The organism is Barnesiella propionica (assembly GCF_025567045.1).
Taxonomy (GTDB): domain Bacteria; phylum Bacteroidota; class Bacteroidia; order Bacteroidales; family Barnesiellaceae; genus Barnesiella_B; species Barnesiella_B propionica.
The window spans coordinates 112,965-133,172 of record NZ_JAOQJK010000010.1 but is presented as its reverse complement, the minus strand read 5'-3'; the positions used below and the strand labels follow the sequence as shown (position 1 = coordinate 133,172).

The window sequence follows — 20,208 nt, the reverse complement described above, 5'->3', positions numbered from 1 at the left end:
ATATTAATATTCTATGGTTGGATAACCGGTTGTCAGAATGATAAATCTTTTTACTTGGGAATGATATTCTTGTGTTTGGTTTTTTCTGGCTATGTCCTTTCTTGACGATTGTAGTTTGTCGCTTTCCGCCGCAAATCTGGGATGGGTATGAAAATCGGTATTATGTTCCGCTTTATTATACAGGTCGGGTCTTGCCCGGTATAGCATAAAAGAGCTTTTAGCCTCGTCATATTTATTATTCCTGTAAGGAGCTACTCCTATGTATTTGATATCGCTCCCCCCTTTATCCGTCAGATAATATCCGCCGATCTCTTTTCCGACAAAATCGGAGAATTGCGTAATAAAAGATTCGAAACCTCCCACCGAGGCCTGGTTTTCTCCCCCTATATCTATTACGTTATGGTTGGTCATAAAATTGATACCGTCTTTTAAGATTCCCTTTTCTATATTATCTATTTGTGTTTTTGCATTTCCCCTTTTGTCGGTCTTTAAGGTATACGTATCGTTCTTTTTGTCATAAGAGAATTTTCCTATCTGGTCATATTTATCTTCGTTCTTTACGGCTAAGATAAGGTTTCCCGTTTCGTTGTCGTACCTGTAAATATCCATTCCGTCGGTATCCACGAATCTCATGGGATTATTGGCACAATAGGCATAAGGACTGATCCAGGGGTATTTCTCGCAGAGAGGATCTATGGAAAGGAACCGGCTGGATATCTCTCCCTGATAAGCGGCGGCCGTCGTATCATCGGAAAGCAAACAGACTATTTTCCCCGATCGTGTATCCAGCAGTACGGTTCCTATCTGCACGGTTTCTTCCTGATTGAATGTTTCGGGATACCGTCCTTTGCTCAGGGTGAGGGTTTCTTTTTCAAACCCGTGCAGCCGGAATATGTCCTGTGCGTGTACGCCGTTTATAATGAACAGTGTGAGCGCGAGCGATAATATTCTTTTCATATAATTGTATTTTAGTCTTTTTTATTTCCGGAATAGCGGATATTTTTATATTTTCTTTGTTTATTCTTTCACCATGTTTTTCCTCCATGTTTCGTATATTTCCTGAGGTATTTCCCGGAATCCCCGGCTGTCGATCCTGCGGTATGTTTCATCGCGCTTTTGCCATAAATCGTATATCCGGGGGAAACGTGTTTTGAGGACTTCGGGATGGGGACGTCCTGCCTGTCTGACGGTGTAGTCGAACAGCAAGGTCAGGTAGTTGGACCTGAGTACCCATCCCGATAAATTTTCGGGGTCGTATTTCAGGATGGAATCGGTACACTGCTCTGTAAATCCGTCGAAACCGAATTTACGGGAATATCCCATAGCCAGATCCGCCAGGCACTGGGCGACCGTTTGCTTCCGGCTTTGGGGCGACATATAGGTGCCGTTTTTTATCGCTTCCGCCGTTATGAACCCGGAGCCTGCGATAAATGCGTCGCTGACGACGCGTCCGTTGGTGAGTTCCAGATTATGCCATGTTCCAGTGTTATCCCGGAATTTTACATACATGTGGGAGGGGGAATAGGCCGGGAATGCTTCGGTTCCGGTCTCTTCGCAAAGAATAAGGTAGAGCAGCGGCAATGAGTGGCATTGCCCTGTACGGGTAGCCAGCAGTTTATTCACGAACATTTTAGACCACTCTTTTTCCCCTTTGGTATCTTCGAAATCATACCTGAAAGGATAAGATATCAGCGTACTTTCCCGGGAACGGTTCTTTAGCCTTAATGTATCGGACATCGCCCTGAAAAGCATGATGTTTCTCGTTACGGGATTGTTCCAGTCATGGCAGTCTTCTTTTGCTTTTTCCCGGGCTGTTCGTATTATATCTCCGATGGCTTTGTCGTACGTATTCCTGTCCAGCGTGTTTCCGAAATAAGCATTTTCTACCATGAATACGGCGTCTTTTATATTAACGGGTATATCACCCCTGAGCATACCGGATAGCATACCCGCGGCATCGCGGTAGAATTCCGTTCCCTGCATCCATTCCCTGGACGGAAGTTCGTACCGGATAAAAGCTTCAGAACGGTATATTTCGTTTATTATCTGCCGGTTCTTTGCATTCCTAAGCTGTATCTCTCCCCGTTCGTTCTCGAACATATCTGCCTGATTGCGGGAAGCGGAATTTTCCGGCTGCGATATAGGGACAGTCTCTTCGTGCGGGCTTCCTATCGTGACCGGAGGCAGCAACGGTGCCGGCTGGGGAGGGAGGAATGAGGGAAGCCGTGTCTGCCCCGAAATTCCTGTTACAAACAGGAATACACTGAGTAGTAGTAATATAGAATGGCGGTATTTCATTATTTTAAGGTTGTAATACAAATATAATTAAATTTTTTGTATAACTCAAAATAATGAATAAAAACAGAACGAGATTTTGTTTTTACCGGAGAAAGTCAAATTTGTATGACAGTAAAAAATCAGGCTGCTTTATTTAAACTGTCTGGTGAGGTATAACGGATCGCAAATTTATTCTTTTTCTTCGCCCGGTAGATATTGGTAAGCCCCGATATCTACAGATGAAAAACGGCTGTTCCCGTACATATCTGTATCGAGCGGAGGTTTGCAATAGAGTGGATTACCATTCCCGATAGCGTCCGACTTATCCGAAGCTATCCGGAAATCGAAAATATAATCGTCTCCTGTCGCTATAAAGTAAGGCTTGCCTGTCCATACCGTATTCATGAAGTTGGCATCGTCCGAACCGTTTGCCCGCAACAGGCAATTGTTTAAATGAATTTCTGTTCCGGTTAAATCGCCCGGATCTATTTCGGATGTGTTTCCTGTGACTATACAATTGTTGAAAGAGGCTTTGAGCCATTGTGTTTCTGCGGGAGCCCCATCCTCTGGGATGAGACGCGACATGGAAACTATAGGGGATAGAATGACACTGAATATATTATAGTTGACGATCGTACAATGGGTGAATTCATGTTTACCTCCGATTAACGCTACGACAGATCCGCCGGCATTAGAGAATTCGCTGTTCCAGGAATAAGTTTGGCATTCGGTCCCTGTAAACAGATTTTTCGTAGCGTTCCGCATAACGGAGTTTCCTATTTCCAGTTTCATCCGGTCCGTATCGCAGGAATCCAGTTGAATGCCGTTCGTAGTACCTCTTACCGAGGTATATATCATCCGGTTCCCGTAGCTTTCTTCTTTAAAGTATATGCCATCCCATTGACCGGGGGTCCAATCGTACGGCAGATTGGAAAACAGCCGGTCGAGGCGGTCGCCCCGCAGTGTAACCGTTTTTTCCCGAGTACCTTCCGAGATAAGCCGTCCCTGAACGATAAATTTCGCTTTATCATGGAAATGCAGGGTTGCGCCGGGGGAAAGCTGAAGTTCCGCATTCGGTGCTACGACCAGACTATCGTAGATAAGGTAAGGGCGTTCCGCATTCAGTACGGTATTCCCGGTAATAGTCTCTCCCCGTTTGATAATTACGTCCTGCCCGTAAGCCATCAGTTTTACATCCTGTCTTACTCCGTTGGTCATGAAAACGATGGAATCTCTTATGAGTATGGGGTTATTCCTGTCCGTAGGATTTATATTCGCCCCTACATAGATAAACAGGCTGTCCTTTCCCCTGATTTCTATATCCGATAATTCTTTACCGGAGAATCCGTCCACGTTCATGAAGAATCCCGAATTCCCGGCATCGGCCAGTTTTATCGAAGAGATATTCAGTGATTTTTTGCTCCGGTTATACACCTTGAAGATACGGGTAGAGGTTCCGATGTCGGTAAATACCGTATCGAAGCGTACCGTATCGGTCGAAAAAGTAAGCACATCGTTAGGGCTGCTCGAAAAATCATCTTCGATGCAACTCGTCAGCAGACCGCCTGAAAGAGCGGCTAACAACAGGAATATCAAAACTAAATGTTTCATCTCTTTATTAACGTTGCCCGTATCCCTTTATTGTTTCCGCTCATTTGTTTTTCTCCGGAATCCCGGCCGGCTTTATTGCAGGATAGGGAAACAAAATGTAAATTTGTGCCGGACCAAAACGGACTATTATGAAATATTACCTTATTGCAGGAGAAGCATCGGGCGATTTACATGCGGCCAATCTGATGAAGTCTTTAAAAGAACAGGATACCGCTGCTGAATTTCGCTTTTTCGGAGGCGATCTTATGGCATCCCAGGGCGGAACTATGGTCAGGCATTATCGTGAAATGGCTTATATGGGATTTATTCCGGTACTGATGAACCTGAATAAGGTACTGCGTAATATACGTGACTGCAAGAAGGATATAGCCGAATTTCATCCCGATGTAGTCATATTGGTGGATTATCCGGGGTTCAATCTGAAAATTGCCGGATATGTCAGGGAAAAACTGAATATCCCGGTTCATTATTATATCTCTCCTAAGATATGGGCCTGGAAGGAATACCGGATAAAAAGTATACGCCGTTATGTCGATAAGATGTATTCCATCCTGCCCTTCGAAGTCCCTTTTTACCGGAAGCACCGTTATGAAATAGATTATGTGGGAAACCCTACGGTGGACGAGATGGCGGTACGTCCGATGGCGGATGAAACCTTTCAGGATTTTATATCCGCTTGCGGATTGCCTGACAAGCCCGTTATTGCTTTGTTGGCCGGAAGCCGGATCTCTGAGATAAAGAGTAATCTTCCGGTTATGCTGAAAGCAGCTTCCGTTTTTCCCGAATATCAGATGGTGATAGCCGGGGCTCCCGCTATCGAAGATTCCTTGTATAGGGACCTTTCGCAAGGATATGATGTTTCGGTGGTTTCGGGAAAGACTTACCGTCTGTTGCAGCAGGCTTCTGCTGCACTGGTTACTTCGGGTACGGCTACTCTTGAAACAGCATTGTTGCGCGTACCGCAGGTCGTTTGTTATTATATGGGAGGAGGGAAATTTACTTACAATCTGTTTAAGCGGTGGCTGAATGTACGGTTCGTTTCTCTGGTGAATCTCATCGCCGATGATGAGGTCGTAAAAGAGTTGCTTGCCTGCTATTGTACTCCGGATAATGTCCGGGACGAGCTGAGACGTTTACTGTATGATAAAGATTACCGGGATAAGATGTCGGACGGCTATGATCGTATGGCCGCATTGTTGGGTGAGCCGGGTGCTCCCGTCAGGGCGGCCCGTGAAATAATCAAGACGTTGCGTGCCGGGCACTGATTCTCTATTGAATGCTTTCGATAAATGAGCCGAAATTAGTGAACCGGCTTTCTTTCCCTTTTTCCGTGAATATGATCTCGTGGGCTGAAACTACTTGTACGACAGGGAGGCGGTCGCGTTTGTTTTTATCGAAAGTGCAGGCGATGTGGTTCCGGTTCAGGGCGTTTACCGTCCAGTGCGTAAGAGTTTCGTCCGGAGTATCTACGAAGATTTCCCGGGACCATTTGACAGTCGGGTAGTATACGCCGTGCAAAAGGTCGAACCGGATATCGTCCTTACTGAAAAGGGAGTCCATGTATCCGTCCAGAATAATATCTTCGGTAGTTCCGCATACCAATCCTCCTTCCCGGGAAAGAAGCCAGAGTTTATCCGCTAATATGAGAGCCTGTTCCATGTCGTGCGTGGACAGAAGAATGGTCTTTTTCTGACGGTTGGCTATCTGGTGGAGCAATGACATGATTTCTATACGACTCACTACATCCAGAAATGCCGTAGGTTCGTCCAGCAATATTAAAGGACATTCTTGTGCGAGGGCTTTCGCTATCATTACTTTCTGCCGTTCACCGTCGGATAGCTCGGCCATATAGTTTTTCTTTTTATGCCCTATACCTACGGCTTCGATAGATTCTTCCACGATTTCTTTATCATGGCGGTTAAGACGTCCGAAGAAACCGGTGTGCGGTTGTCTTCCCAGTGATACGAGCTCGTATACCGAGAGTCCTCCCGTTTGTGTCTTATCGGTGAGCACTACTCCTATTTTACGGGAAAGCTCTCGTTCGGAATACCGGGAAAGTATTTTCCCTTCCAGTTCCAGAGTTCCTTCGATAGGGGGTTGTGAAGCCGCCATGGTTCTCAATAATGTCGATTTTCCCGCGCCGTTAGGTCCCAGCAAGCAGGTGAGTTCTCCCGGAAACAGATCGAGGGCTATATGTTCATGTATACGTTTTTCTCCTTTTTTCCCGGAGTTATAACCGATACACAGGTTCTTTGCCGATATGACGGGAGCTTTTTTCATCAGTTAAAATATTGTATTTTACGCTGGTTGATAATTACATAAATAATAACAGGTGCTCCCAGAACGGGGGTAATGGCATTTAGCGGAATGATGCCCGATTCTCCGGGAATCACACATATCAGGTTGCATAATAAAGCAATAGCGCTGCCCGATAACAATGTAACGGGGAGCAGGGTATTATGATTGGATGTTCCCAGCAGAAGGCGTGCTATATGAGGTACTGCGAGTCCTATAAATGAAATAGGACCGCAAAATGCCGTGGTTACGGCTGTCAGCAGACCGGTAGCGATCAATAACCAGTTTCGGACTTTTTTAATGTTGATACCCAGGTTTTCGGCATAACGGTTGCCCAGTAATAAAGCGTTTAACGGTTTGATAAGCAATAGTGAAATACCTAGCCCGGTCAATGTAGTAAAGCTGAAAAACGGAAGCTGGCCGAGCGACACGCCGCCGAAATTTCCCATACCCCATATCATAAAAGAGTGTACTCCTTCGGCTGTCGCGAAAAAGTTAAGCAGCGATATTGCCGAGGAAGTGATATAGCCTATCATAATACCGATGATAAGCAACATGATATTGCTTTTAACGAGAGTGGAAAAAAATAAGATAAGTCCCATGACCAGGACAGAACCGGCGAAAGCTCCTGCTATAATGGAAAAAAAACCGGTAAGGGTGTAAGTTCCTGCTCCTATGCTTCCGCCGAATAACAGCATAACTAGAGCTACCCCCAGACTGGCTCCCGTATTAATACCTAATATAGAAGGTCCTGCCAGGGGATTGCTGAAAGCCGTTTGCAGCATCAGTCCCGATACGGCGAGTGCCGCTCCGGCTAAAAGCGCTGTTATGGTTTGAGGCAGCCGGGATTCCAGGATAATAAAACGCCAGCTATCTTTTTCTACTTCGTTTCCGCATAAGATATTCCATACGGCTTCTGCCGGAATGCGAACCGAACCTATCAGCAGATTTCCTATGATCAATAACAGGATAATCACTGAGAGCAGGAGGGCATACCGTGTTCCTCTGGATATGTGCACTGCATGTTTCATTCGGACAAAGAAGTGAAATATTCGGGTTGATATCCGGGAAGCAGCTCGGGATGAAAAATCTTTATCAGGTCTTTCAAAAGCCGTTCCGGATGGAAAGGAAATTCTTCGTAATACGGGATTTTAGCCGTATTGCATCCGTATATATTTTTTTTCTGAAAAGCTTTGAAATTGGCGTAAGGTGCATAATCTTTTTTTATTTCGTTATAGGTTTTGTCTTTATCCTGATAGTATTTGATCAGCCAGAAATCAGCGTCATGAGCCTGGTCGAACACGACTTCGAAAGAAAGAGGAAAAGAGCCGCTTTGTTGGTTCCGGTTCCATATATAGTTCGCACCTGCATCGGCAAATATACGGGCCATGTAGCTTTTACCTCCGGGGACGTACCAGGCCGAACCGCTTTTCATTTCGCTGAAAACAGAAGGAGTTTCGGATGAATTTTGAGCTTGTTTCTGCAGATCGGTATATTCCTGTTCAATCCGTGAGAAAAGAGAGTCGGCTGCTGTCTCTTTTCCGTATAAAAAACCGAATAATTTTATCCATTCGGCTCTTCCTAAGGGAGAGGTCTCCATATAATCGGCACATTCGACAAGGGGGATACCTGTTTTTTCTATCGGTCCGTAACCGCTGTTTTCAAAAGGAGAAAGCAGTATGGCGTCCGGATTCATATCGATGATTTTTTCTATGTCGGGATTCATGGAGTTTCCGGCATCGGTTATTTTGCCGGCAGTACAACGCTCCAGTATGGCCGGTTGGTTACTATACCGCAGGTCACATACTCCCCCGATCTGTTCCAATGCTCCTAATTCCTGCAGTATACCTGTATGTACCGAAGAGTAAATTACCGTATTGGTTAATGGAATACGTAGTACGGTTCCTACCGGGAGTTGTTCCGGTACGGGGCTATCTTTCGGTATGGCAATGTAAGTATGCAATGTCCCGGTAGAATCCCAAGGATTGAGTATGTCTATGCGTGTATAATCTCCGTAAGAGGTCATAGTAAACCCTTCGGCGTATTTGATAGCGGTTTTAATTCCGTCCCCGGTAGTCGGTTTTTTGTTTTGCCCGCAGCCGGAGAGAATGAACAGAATCAGTAAAAACAGGATGAATGGTTTTATTCTCATCGCATTGTTGTTGCTTTACAGATTGTTCAGGAAACCGAAATTTCTGGGCGAAACACCTGCATCTAAAGTTGAAATATAATTTCCGTTATTGTCAAAGACAAAAACTTTTCCTTTTCCGGTATAGTTTTTATTGCTTTGACCTATATAAATATAGTAGGTAATAGGATCTATTCCCAATGAATAAGGAGTGTCGATGACGGACGGGTCTTTCAGAAAGTTCGTGTTGATAATTTTTTCTGATTTTGTGTCCAATACGACATACTCGCGCGTAGCAGATCCGTAGGGATTATTGATCAGGTATAGATATAATCCGTTACGTACCATTATATTCGCGCCTTGAGGCAAGACGGTAACATTTCCGTCGGGTGAGATGCGTTGCAGGATACCCGGTTCTCCGTATACGCTCAATGAAATTACATATACGTCGTTGAACTGATCTGCACACATATTGATGGGATTGGCTGCTACCGGAATTGTTGTTTCTTCGGTAAAAGATTCCAGATTGACTACAGACACGGTGTTATTATATCCTGTCATATATTGTTCTCCTCCAGAATTAGCGACATATAATTTACCGTTGGCTATAGCCATTTGTTCGGGATTCGGGCCGACTGCCGCAACCGCTTCTATTTCCAGGTTGGCCGTATCGATGCGGGCTACATGTCCGTCGTACAAAGATACATATATTTTATTGCCGTTTGTTACGAAATATCTGGGTTTCTGAGTTCCGCTTAGTTTTATGCTCTTGAGTGTTTCACAGGTAAATTTGTCCATCACTTCTATTGTTTTGGATTCGGATACTGTTACATACATTTTAGATCCGTATATCAGGATATCTTGTCCTGTGTCTCCCAGTTGTTTTTTTCCGTTGTTTATATTGCCCGTGTACAGGTCGATGTAAGAGAGATTCGAATTATCGGCTCCCCATACGCCTTCATTAAGGACATATACGCCGTGAGTTGTTGGTACAAAATAATCGGGGTCGTCGTCTCCCCAGCAGGAAGTAAGGAACATGGTCAATATTGCCGCACTGTACAATAAGATTTTTTTCATAAGAATGATGTATTAGTTTAATGGACCTTCAAAAGCAAGCATAAAGAGATAAAAAGACAAAGATCTTTCTTCCCCTTATCGCTTTTTCCGGCCGATAGTTTGTTAATTGTTTGTATAATAAGTAATACCGGCTCCATACCGGATTTTGCATAAAGCTGTGCAAAGATACTTTTTTATTCTGAATCTGAGGCACAAGAATGAAATTGCGCGATTTTTTAACGAACCGTGATATGGAAGCATCCTTGTTTTATTTCATATTTTACATAACATTGTCCGGTGTTACGAAGATCCAGCAGCACTTCTCCTAAAAGATGGCGTAACTCTTCTGTTTTTATTTCATATAAAGAGTCGGTTTTGTTATAGCGGTTATAAGCAATGTCGAATGTCGTACCAAACCGGTGTGCCGAATTTTCACTGGCATTCACATTGCGCTTTCTTAATTTTTTTACAGTGTTATCTGTCCTAAGTATGCTGGTGACAACAATCTGGTAGCCCGACGCTCCCCGGCTTTGTAAAGAGTCTGTGAAATTCTTGCCTATGGTCATAAGCAGCCATTTTGCTTTGGGAACAAGATAAGGAACCGAGAATTTGAGAGGATCTATTGTAAAATACTGACAACTGTCTACGCGAGCCAGGGTCCAGAATCCTTTATTTTGAGCAGTCTCGAGTGAGGCTAAAGGGCTTATTCCGTTCTTGCGTGCTGCTTCGAGATGCAAATCGTTCATGTCATTGAAAACAGTTTTGAATTTGCCGAAAGGGATCGTTTTTATTGTTGTTTTCACAGGTCCTTCCGGGATTATTGTGCGACTGTTGTCTTTACAGGAAACGAAAATGCCGATGCTGATTAATATCCATATCCAGCCGTACCATTTCATCGAGGGCATATTAATCTCTTTTTAAATTTATTTTTTCGGATAACCGATCGTTTGGCATAATAGAATTTCCTGATTTTCATTTAATTTGAGTATACGGGAAAGCTCGTTTTTGTCAAACGATCCTCTTACTACCGTTCCCAAGCATTCCGAAGCACTATATAGATAGATATTTTGTGCAATAAATCCGCAATCGGCATAAGCCATCTGTATGTTCGGCATTTTAGTTTTATCACAAACAAATACTAAATTTACAGGAGCCGTATATACAAAATCTTGTGATCCTGCAGCTTTTCTGTAGTCTCCCTTTGTTATTTCCTTTAATTCGTTAAGTGATGCATCGTATATAAATGTACTTTGGGAAGTTATGATATATATAGCTATTTCCTGTCGGTTCATTGCTGAAGGAGCGGTGCGTTTGCCTTCTCTGTTATATCCGAAGCCGGCCCATAAAAGATTTGATAATGTTTGGTCAGAAAGAGTCCGGGACGTATCGAAGTCTCTTGTAGATTGTCTTTGCGACAAAACTTCCATCAGAGGTTTACCTCCTGTTTTTTGTGGTTCCGGAAGTTTTATCGTTTGAGCAAATGTAGAAATAGCGGGAATAATAAGTCCTGCCAGAAAAAGAGTATACCGTTTCATTTTATCTATTTTTGTGTGTTTTTGCAAAGATAACTTTGTTTATAAAAAAAGCATAGGATGGATAATGCTTTTATAAAAAAATATTACTTTTACGTGTTATTATGTATTCTATGTTATGATGATACGCATCAGGGCTATTTTAATATGCATGCTTTCTCTTTTAGGATGGGTAAGCGGTAAAGCTCAACCGAACGATTCATTGAGTATAAGTTTGCTTACTTGTTCTCCGGGAACTGAGATATATGAACTGTTCGGTCATACGGGTATCCGGGTTCAGCAATTCGGGGAAACGCCTTTCGATATAGTTTTTAATTATGGAATGTTCAGTTTTAACGCTCCTAATTTTGTTTACCGTTTTACCAAGGGAGAAACAGACTATTGTTTAGGAGTAAATGATTTCAGGGATTTTATTACGGCCTATGTCATGAGGGATTCCCGGGTAGACGAACAGATACTAAACCTTACCGGATCGCAAAAAAGAGCCCTGTTGGATGCTTTGATAGAAAATGCGCGTCCCGAAAACCGTACGTACAGGTATTCTTTTCTTTTCGATAATTGCGCTACACGGCCCAGAGATATGATATCCCGTTTTGTGGCCGGGCGTATAGAATATGCCGATCCTCGCGATACGATTTCTTTCCGGCAGGAAATAGACCGCTATGCCGGCCGTTATAGCTGGTTCGTTTTCGGTATAGACCTGGCGTTGGGGGAGCCCTTGGACCGGCCTGCTACTTACATGCAACAGATGTTTGTTCCAATGATCTTACAACAGGCTTTCGAGAGTGCGAAGGTAATACCGGAAGACGGGAGAGATTCTTATTATCTGGTGGAGCGCAGTGTGGTACTATATGTCCCGGACAAGCCTTTGGAAGTGGAGCTTACTCCGCCCTGGATATCACCTTTGGCTTGTTCTTTTTATTTATTGCTACTGGTATTGCTTGTTTCGTTATGGGATGTAAAAAGGAAAAAAGTAACCCGTTTGTTCGATACCGTTTTTTACTCTATGTACGGACTGACGGGCTGTTTGCTTTTCTTTCTGATGTTCATATCCGAGCATCCGGCGACTTACCCTAATTATTCCGCTTTCTGGCTGAATCCTTTTAGCCTGTTCCCTGCTGTTTTTATTTGGGTAAAAAGATTTAAAAAAGTAGTTGGTTATTATCATTTTGCTAACTTTGCGGTACTTTTTGTATTCCTGCTGTGCTCTCCGTGGATACCGCAGTATTTTCACTGGGCGTTTTTGCCTTTAATATTAGCTTCGATGACACGTTCATTGAGTTATTTGGCGGTGATGAGTTTGCAGGATAATGATTGGATAACGAGGAATAGATGAACAAAGTTTTAGCATCTCTTTTATTAGCGCTTATGACCGCGCCTTTACGGGCTCAAATCCCCGCGGATGTGCCTCAGCTTGTAGTGGGTATCACTGTGGACCAGTTGCGTACCGACTATATTATGGCGTTGCAGCATTTATTCGGCGAAAAGGGTTTCAAACGCCTGATGAAAGAAGGTCTCGTATATGAAAATGTCACATTTGGTTTCCCTAATGTGGATTGTTCTTCCGCCTTATCTGTTATCTATACCGGTACATACCCTTTTTATAACGGGATACCTTCCGACAAAGTTTACAATCTTTCGTTACGCCGGGAAGAATTTGCATTGAACGATCCTGAAAAGATAGGAAATTATACCGATGAGACATATTCTCCGAAGAATCTGAAAACTTCTACCCTGAGCGATGAAATAAAGATCGTAGGAAATGGATTAGGACGGGTCTTCTCTGTAGCTCCTTCGGCCCAGCATGCTATTATAAGTGCCGGACATGCCGCGAACAGTGCTTTTTGGCTGAATGAAAAGAACGGTAAATGGGCTACTACGACATATTACCTGGATGTTCCCGTATATGTGGAGCAGCGTAATTATAATCAGTCGTTGTCGTTGCGTATCGATACTCTGGCGTGGGTTCCTCTTTTGTCACCGGAAAAATATACGGCACTTCCTTATTTGCGGAAAGATTTTCCTTTTAAACATATTTTTCCTAAGAACCGGTACGATAAATATGCACAGTTTAAGACGACGGCACTGGTGAATACAGAAGTGACGGCTGTCGCTAAAGATTTTTTGGATAAAGGACTTTTGGGACGCCGGGGGTATCTGGATATGCTGAATGTGGGATATACGGCCGGCACCTATCAGAATAAAACGATTCAGTTATACAGTCTGGAAATACAGGATATGTATGTTCGTCTGGATAAAGAGATTGCTGATTTACTGGATTATATAGATCGTACTGTCGGATTGAAACGTACGGTTATATTCCTGGCTTCTACCGGTTATTTCCGGGGCGAGGGAAAAGAGTCGTCTCAATACAATATACCTGATGGAGAATTTTATCCCAAGCGTGCGGTTTCTTTGTTGAATATGTATCTGATGGCTCTTTACGGTCAGGGAGATTGGGTGGCCGGTTATCATAACCGCCAGATATATCTGAACCATAAACTGGTTAAAGAAAAAGACCTGAAGCTGGATGAGATCCAGTCTCAGGCGGCTGAATTTCTTATTCAAATGGCCGGAGTACAGGATGTATTTACTTCACGCCGTTTATTATTGGGTAACAGCAATGAACATATTGACGCGCTGCGCCGGGGATATTATCCGAAATTGTCCGGGGATATTTTATTGGAACTGAATCCGGGCTGGGAAGTCGTATATGAGGATGTGCATGATACGAGAGAATATGTACGTGGAAATGCTATCCCCTCACCTTTATTTATCCTGTCAGAAAAAATAAAGCCGCAACATATTACCCGTCCTATCAAAGCTACGGAGATAGCTCCCACTGTAGCCAGATTACTTCGCATTCGTTCTCCAAACGGCTCTACAGAATCTCCATTGCCTGAAGTAGAGTAATTCGCTATTTTATATGGAGATAGCAAGAATTTTCATTATTTTTGTAAACGATAAACAAAAATTGCCGGCAGGCAATTGGATTTCCTGAATAATAAAAAACAATATATGGCATTTAATGATTTACTTAAAAAGCTGTTTGGCAATAAGTCGCAGCGGGATTTAAAAGAAATAGATCCCTATATCGCTAAAATTAAAGCGATATCTCCAACTCTTGAAAATATATCGAATGATGAATTACGCGGTCGTATTGATGTTATTAAGCAATCGCTCCGTGACCGGGTTGCCCCCGATCGTGAACAGGTAGCAGAGCTTAAGAAACAGGTGGAAGATATGGATTATGACAAGCGCGAAGCGGTATGGGAGGAAGTTGATAAAATAGAAAAACATATTCTGGAAAAACTGGAAGAAGGACTGGACGAAGCTTTACCTGAAGCTTTTGCTGTTATGAAAGAGACTGCCCGCCGTTTTAGTCAAAATGAAACGATAGAAGTAACTGCCACGCAATTTGACCGGGACTTGTCCATCAAACACGATTTCGTGCGTATCGATGGTGATAAAGCTATATATGTGAATCACTGGATGGCCGGAGGTAATGAGGTTACCTGGGATATGGTGCATTATGATGTACAGCTGATCGGCGGTGTCGTTCTTCATAAAGGTAAGATCGCCGAAATGGCGACAGGTGAAGGTAAGACTTTGGTGGCTACATTGCCTGTATTCCTGAATGCTCTTACAGGTAACGGAGTACATGTTGTTACGGTGAATGACTATCTGTCTAAACGTGACTCCGAGTGGATGGGACCGTTATATATGTTCCACGGATTGTCGGTAGATTGTATCGACAAGCACCAGCCGAATTCACCTGAAAGACGCGACGCTTATAATGCCGATATTACTTTCGGTACAAATAATGAATTCGGTTTCGACTATCTTCGTGATAATATGTCCGGCTCCCCGCTGGATCTGGTGCAGCGTATGCATAATTACGCTATTGTCGATGAGGTTGACTCCGTGTTGATCGATGATGCACGTACCCCGTTGATCATTTCCGGGCCTATTCCCAAGGGGGAAGACCAGCTTTTCGAAGAGTTATGTCCTAAGGTAGAGCAGGTGGTTAAGGCTCAGCGTACTTTTGTGACAAAAATACTGGCCGAGGCCAAAACAAAGATTGCGTCGGATAATAAAGACATACGTAAAGAAGGTGCGACATTATTATTTCGTGCATTTAAAGGTTTACCTAAGAACGGTGCTCTTATTAAATTTCTGAGCGAACCCGGTATAAAACCATTGTTATTGGAAACTGAAGCTTATTATATGGCGGAAAATAACCGCAATATGCCGCAGGCAACGGAGCCGTTGTATTTCGTTATTGATGAAAAGAACAACAGTATAGAGCTTACCGATAAAGGACTCGATATGATTACCGGGAATTCCGATGATTCCCAGTTCTTCGTGTTGCCTGATATTACTGCGCAGCTTTCTGCTTTGGAGAACGAGAGTCTTACCCCTGAGGAGAAGCAAATCAAAAAAGACGAGTTGATGCAGAATTATGCTGTAAAAGCCGAGCGGGTACATACGGTTAATCAATTGTTGAAAGCTTATACACTTTTCGAACGGGATACGGAATATGTCGTTATCGATAATAAAGTAAAGATTGTTGATGAACAGACCGGACGTATTATGGAAGGACGCCGTTATTCCGACGGGCTTCACCAAGCCATAGAGGCAAAAGAAAGGGTAAAAGTGGAAGCTGCTACTCAAACGTTTGCAACTATTACGCTCCAGAATTATTTCCGTATGTACCATAAACTGGCAGGTATGACCGGAACGGCAGAAACGGAAGCCGGAGAGTTTTGGGATATCTACAAGCTGGATGTGGTAACTATTCCTACGAACAAACCTATCGCCCGTGCCGATATGAACGATAGGGTATATAAGACCAAGAGAGAAAAATATACAGCGATCATAGAAGAGATCGTCGCTATGCATGAAGCCAAGCGTCCGGTATTGGTTGGTACGACTTCGGTAGAGATCTCTGAATTGATAAGCAAGATGCTCGATCTTCGTAAGATAAAACATAACGTATTGAACGCCAAGTTGCACCAACGCGAAGCCGATATCGTAGCCCAGGCAGGACAAAGCGGTATGGTGACGATTGCTACCAATATGGCCGGCCGTGGTACCGACATCAAGCTGGCGCCCGAAGTGAAAGCTGCCGGCGGTTTGGCGATTATCGGTACCGAGCGTCATGAGTCCCGTCGTGTGGACCGTCAGTTGAGGGGGCGTGCCGGACGTCAGGGAGATCCGGGTTCTTCTGTATTCTTTGTTTCTTTTGAAGATGCTGTAATGCGTCTTTTCGTAGCCGATAAGGTGGTTAAGATGCTTGACCGTTTGGGATTGAAAGACGGTGAAATGATCGAGGCGAATATGGTTAACAACGCTATCGAGAATGCTCAGAAGCGGGTTGAAGAAAATAACTTCGGTATACGTAAACGTTTGCTGGAATATGATGATGTGATGAACGCCCAGCGTAATGTGATTTATACCAAACGCCATCATGCCCTTATCGGTGAACGTATAGGTCTCGATATTATGAATATGTTCTACGATGTGGTGGAATCTATGGTCGAAACATACAGTAATCATTCCGATTACGAAGACTTCTCGATGGATATATTCAAAACCTTTGCTATCGAAATGCCGTTCGACGCAGCCCAGTTCCGTTCTTTGAAAAAACAGGAGCAAATAGATATGCTTTATGATGCAATTGTAGCAGCGTTTAAACGCAAAGCGGACCGGATGGCTGAGATCGCTGATTTGAATATACGTCCTATATTAGAGGAACGCGGTCTTAAAGGCATTATTAGAGTTCCTATCACCGACGGTAAACGTGCTTACGGCATTGCTTGCGACATCGAAGAATCTTGCAGGACAAATGCCAAGTCTGTGGTGAAACAATTCCAGAAAGCCGTGGTGCTTATGACGATAGATGATTCGTGGAAAGAACACCTTCGTGAATTGGATCAGTTACGTCAGTCGGTACAAAATGCCAGTTATGAGCAAAAAGATCCTTTGTTGATTTATAAACTGGAGTCTTTTAACCTTTTCAAGGAAATGGTGGAAAATATGAACCGGAAAGCGGTGGCGATTCTTATGAGGGGACAAATTATCGTACAAGAACCGGCAGCTGTACATCAGGCTCCTCCGGAACGACGTCAGGATTATAGCAAATATAGCGCACAGAAAGAAGCTTATCCGGGTCAGCAAGCCCAGGCTCAGGCAGCGGCTGCGCCGCAGGGTGGGCGTCCTAAAACAGAGCCTGTAAAGGCCGGTCCGAAGATTGGTCGTAATGATCCTTGTCCTTGCGGTAGCGGAAAGAAATATAAGAACTGCCATGGCAAATTAGCTTGATATTTTGATTAATAGTTCCATATAAGCATAGGGACAAAATATATCCTAATAATGGGCCTGTCTAAACTATTAGACAGGCTCGTTTTGATAAAGTAAAGTTTTCTTTTACTCGGAAAGAAAACTTTACTTTATATAATAAGTATTTTGTATTTCTGCTTGATGGCATTTAATATAAACCGGTTGAATGGTTATGATAACATTTGTATTAAAAATAAAGTGCCAAAATAATTGGGGGGCTGTTTCTCTCTCGCTTGAGATAATTAATTAAAATCATCCGGTTTCGTTTAGATATTAATTGTCTTGTATAAACAGGATTGGTCGGAGAAAAATAGCGATATATAGCAAGGTATATTTTTTGTGAGTAATTTATTAAAATCGGTAACTAAGTACCGAACGAATAACCGCTATTTATTAAATAACGGTTTATGTATAGTTGGATAATAAAACTTAAGGATGGAATTAATCTTTCGTTATATGTAAAAAAATGAGACTAAATAACTTTTATTATTAGATAGTCTTATTTGTGTTTTCAGGTAATCTTTGCATTTCCATATAATAAGATGAATATGCACATCTTTATATATGGAAATATTTTGCTTAGTATAGATATAACCCTTACAATACTTGTATATGCAGCTGCTTTTCTAATATATCGATACGTTTACTTAGTAAATCAATTATTTTACTGTTTGCCTTAATAAGATCCCGCAATTCGTCGGAAGCTTCTATCTTGATCGTGCTGCTGTCTTTGGCTATTCCTATATTGGTTCCGATTGTCCCGGCATTATTAAAATAAGCGCTTCCGTCAATTCTTTTAAATAACTCTAAAGCAGACATGTTTAGTACTTCTGCAATTTTATTTAGTCTTGTTAGAGTTAAATCTGTTTCCCCGTATTCTATTTTGCAATAGGCGCTTGTCGAGAGATTTAACTTTTCTCCCATTTGTTCCTGAGTTAAGTTTTTTTCTTGCCGAAGCAGTTGTAGCCGTTGTCCGATAATCTTTTTTAAATCAGTTTCCATAAGTTTTCAAAATTAGGAGAGTTACTCTTCTTTTATTGGGTAAATGTAGTAAGAATAGTGGATATAATGAGTGTTAATCTGTGCTTATCTTTGTAAAAAATAAACAAGATAGTTATTGATAGGAAAAAATAGAGCATTTTTTGTTTTTCAATTTCTAAAACCATTATGAAATATCTATGGAATAAGTTTTGTCTAAAAGGGCGAAATTACATGTGTATAGGGTTGTCTTAATGGGAAGCAATTAATGCAGTATATGTTGAGAATTGCTTATAAATATAAAGAACTTTGAGTGGAGCACCGATGCTGAATACCGTGAGATGATGATTAATTACATTTGCATCCCTTGTAAGTGTTTTCTTTTATTTTGTCTGGACTCATATTTAGAGATAATTTAATTATAGTTTAATCGGCTTTCTTTGAAAGAGAGCATAATCTAATTTACGTATGAAAAAAAACATCTGTTTTCTATTGTTAATTTTTTCTGTATCAGTATTATTCCCTTCATGTGGAGGCTCGAAAAAAGTGGCTGTGGCATCTTATCCTGAATATACGGGAGAAGGTAATACCGGGTCTAAAAGGGTAACTAAGGTAAAAGAGATGATTGATGAATGTGAGAAATTGTCTTTAGAAGCTCCGAGTGGAGAATTGCGTGCTTATGCCAGTGCTATTGATGAAGATCGTGATTTTGCTCGCCAGCAGGCAGTGTTATATGCGAAAGCACAAGTTGTTTCGGATGTTGAACAGTTGGTATTGAATGTGATGAAAGGATATAGGGCTAAAACGAAGAAGAATGGTGTAAGTTCCAGTTCCTCGGATACAAGGCAAGATATAGGTGGTATGGCTGAAATGTTGGTGGAAGGAAGCCGTATTATCTGTTCCAATCGTTATGCATTATCTGATGGTACTTATGAATGCTCTGTATGCGTTGCTATAGATAATCCTGCAGTAGAAAAAATGGCAGGTGCTGCTGTACTTTCGGATGATGAAAAATTGGGGGTAGAATTTGAAGCTCAAAAGTTTCGTGACTCTTACAAAGAAGAATTGGAAAAATATCGAGTTATGAAGTCCGCAAAGAAATAGGTATGAGAAAACTGTTAATTCTATTCTTTTTGCTGTGTATGTCAGGTTTGGGGAGCTTGAATGCACAACAAAAGTCCGATCGTTTGCGTCCGCGTTGGCTTACCTCATCATTACCAGTCGCTAAGTCCGCTTCGTATATTTTTTTAGATGCGTCTGGGATAGGAAATACGTTAGAAGAAGCTCGTCAGCGTTCTTTTGTGAATCTTTCGACTAAACTGGAACATGAGCGGGGTATAAAAGTGAATAGCTCTATGAAAGTGAACAGTCAGTCTATCCGTCAAGGAGGTGAACGTGAGCAGAAAACTTATCAATCCTATCAAATGGAGTGTGTTGAAAAGGGCAAAGAACTTGTTATGACAACTCGGATCGTGGATGAATACTGGGAACGGGATAGTCGTGGCTATACGTGTTATGTTCTTTATACTGTTACTGATAATAAGTGTGCAGGCGGAAGTTATGAAGATGAAATCCGTTTAACTACTTCTTACGGAGCAAAAGGTTTCTTTTATTCATTAATTCCGGGTGTGGGACAACTATATAAAGGAAGTAAGCTGAAAGGAGGTTTGATACTGGGGGGAACAGCTGCTTGTGCAGGTATGATTGTTGTGGCCGAAAATCAGCGTTCTACATATATAAAGAAAATGCGGGAAAAGCCTAAATTCAAGGAATTTTATAGTGATAAGGCTGGAAACTGGGAGAATGTACGCAATGGATTCATTGGTGCAGCAGCAGCCTTGTATGTCTATAACCTGATAGATGCAGCGGTGGCTCCTGGGCGTAGGCGTGTTATAGTGGAACAAAATCAACGTGTTCACGTGTCATTTATTCCTGCTTGGAGTATCGATGGCGTGGGAATGTCATTGGTGATGAATTTTTAATATAATT

General features: G+C 42.4%; 16 protein-coding genes. 6 read left to right on the top strand and 10 right to left on the bottom strand.

Features of this window, described 5'->3' with window-relative positions; translation table 11 throughout:
- Positions 1-3 precede the first annotated feature (3 nt).
- From OCV73_RS12890 to OCV73_RS12880, 3 genes are all read right to left on the bottom strand, one after another.
- A complete protein-coding gene (locus tag OCV73_RS12890; RefSeq protein ID WP_147552827.1) occupies positions 4-957 on the bottom strand; it encodes an RHS repeat-associated core domain-containing protein in 954 nt (317 codons plus the stop codon).
- A gap of 60 nt (positions 958-1,017) precedes the next feature.
- Positions 1,018-2,298 (bottom strand): hypothetical protein, encoded by a 1,281-nt coding sequence (locus OCV73_RS12885; RefSeq protein WP_147552825.1) that lies wholly within the window; start codon positions 2,296-2,298, stop codon positions 1,018-1,020.
- A gap of 168 nt (positions 2,299-2,466) precedes the next feature.
- On the bottom strand, positions 2,467-3,888 hold the full coding sequence (locus OCV73_RS12880) for a hypothetical protein (protein WP_147552824.1): 1,422 nt from the start codon (positions 3,886-3,888) through the stop codon (positions 2,467-2,469).
- A gap of 128 nt (positions 3,889-4,016) precedes the next feature.
- Here OCV73_RS12880 and lpxB point away from each other — a divergent pair, with 128 nt between their 5' ends.
- Positions 4,017-5,153 carry a lipid-A-disaccharide synthase gene (gene lpxB, locus OCV73_RS12875; RefSeq protein ID WP_147552822.1) on the top strand — a complete coding sequence of 379 codons (1,137 nt, stop codon included), beginning with the start codon at positions 4,017-4,019 and terminating at the stop codon, positions 5,151-5,153.
- Positions 5,154-5,157: 4 nt separating this feature from the next.
- Here lpxB and OCV73_RS12870 read toward each other — a convergent pair whose 3' ends face one another.
- From OCV73_RS12870 to OCV73_RS12845, 6 genes are all read right to left on the bottom strand, one after another.
- Complete coding sequence (locus OCV73_RS12870; RefSeq protein WP_147552820.1) at positions 5,158-6,168, bottom strand: ABC transporter ATP-binding protein; 1,011 nt, start codon at positions 6,166-6,168, stop codon at positions 5,158-5,160.
- Positions 6,168-7,214: an iron ABC transporter permease gene (locus OCV73_RS12865; protein ID WP_147552818.1), complete on the bottom strand. Its 1,047-nt coding sequence runs from the start codon at positions 7,212-7,214 to the stop codon at positions 6,168-6,170. The genes OCV73_RS12870 and OCV73_RS12865 overlap by 1 nt, the downstream gene beginning before the upstream one ends.
- On the bottom strand, positions 7,211-8,329 hold the full coding sequence (locus OCV73_RS12860; RefSeq protein ID WP_317244129.1) for an ABC transporter substrate-binding protein: 1,119 nt from the start codon (positions 8,327-8,329) through the stop codon (positions 7,211-7,213). The genes OCV73_RS12865 and OCV73_RS12860 overlap by 4 nt, the downstream gene beginning before the upstream one ends.
- A gap of 21 nt (positions 8,330-8,350) precedes the next feature.
- Positions 8,351-9,388, bottom strand: coding sequence for a YncE family protein (locus OCV73_RS12855; RefSeq protein WP_147552815.1), 1,038 nt, complete (start codon positions 9,386-9,388; stop codon positions 8,351-8,353).
- Between the two features lie 215 nt (positions 9,389-9,603).
- Positions 9,604-10,272: a DUF5715 family protein gene (locus OCV73_RS12850; protein ID WP_147552813.1), complete on the bottom strand. Its 669-nt coding sequence runs from the start codon at positions 10,270-10,272 to the stop codon at positions 9,604-9,606.
- An 18-nt stretch (positions 10,273-10,290) separates the two neighbouring features.
- Entirely contained in the window at positions 10,291-10,902 is a 612-nt protein-coding gene (locus tag OCV73_RS12845; RefSeq protein WP_147552811.1) for a nitroreductase family protein, read from the bottom strand.
- 115 nt (positions 10,903-11,017) lie between these two features.
- On the opposite strand from OCV73_RS12845, the gene OCV73_RS12840 reads away from it, so the two are divergent.
- From OCV73_RS12840 to secA, 3 genes are all read left to right on the top strand, one after another.
- Positions 11,018-12,235, top strand: a complete 1,218-nt coding sequence (locus OCV73_RS12840; protein WP_147552809.1) for a lipoprotein N-acyltransferase Lnb domain-containing protein — start codon at positions 11,018-11,020, stop codon at positions 12,233-12,235.
- The gene (locus OCV73_RS12835; RefSeq protein WP_147552807.1) at positions 12,232-13,812 is read left to right on the top strand and encodes an alkaline phosphatase family protein; all 1,581 of its coding nucleotides are present in this window, start codon (positions 12,232-12,234) and stop codon (positions 13,810-13,812) included. Before OCV73_RS12840 ends, OCV73_RS12835 begins: the two co-directional genes overlap by 4 nt.
- 105 nt (positions 13,813-13,917) lie before the next feature.
- Positions 13,918-17,223, top strand: coding sequence for a preprotein translocase subunit SecA (gene secA, locus OCV73_RS12830; RefSeq protein WP_147552805.1), 3,306 nt, complete (start codon positions 13,918-13,920; stop codon positions 17,221-17,223).
- Positions 17,224-17,838: 615 nt separating this feature from the next.
- Here secA and OCV73_RS12825 read toward each other — a convergent pair.
- Positions 17,839-18,243: a helix-turn-helix domain-containing protein gene (locus OCV73_RS12825; RefSeq protein ID WP_147552803.1), complete on the bottom strand. Its 405-nt coding sequence runs from the start codon at positions 18,241-18,243 to the stop codon at positions 17,839-17,841.
- Positions 18,244-18,771: 528 nt separating this feature from the next.
- On the opposite strand from OCV73_RS12825, the gene OCV73_RS12820 reads away from it, so the two are divergent.
- Both OCV73_RS12820 and OCV73_RS12815 read left to right on the top strand, forming a co-directional pair.
- A complete protein-coding gene (locus OCV73_RS12820) occupies positions 18,772-19,323 on the top strand; it encodes a hypothetical protein (protein WP_147552801.1) in 552 nt (183 codons plus the stop codon).
- Positions 19,324-19,325: 2 nt separating this feature from the next.
- Positions 19,326-20,201 (top strand): DUF5683 domain-containing protein, encoded by an 876-nt coding sequence (locus tag OCV73_RS12815; RefSeq protein ID WP_147552800.1) that lies wholly within the window; start codon positions 19,326-19,328, stop codon positions 20,199-20,201.
- The last annotated feature ends 7 nt before the right edge of the window (positions 20,202-20,208 follow it).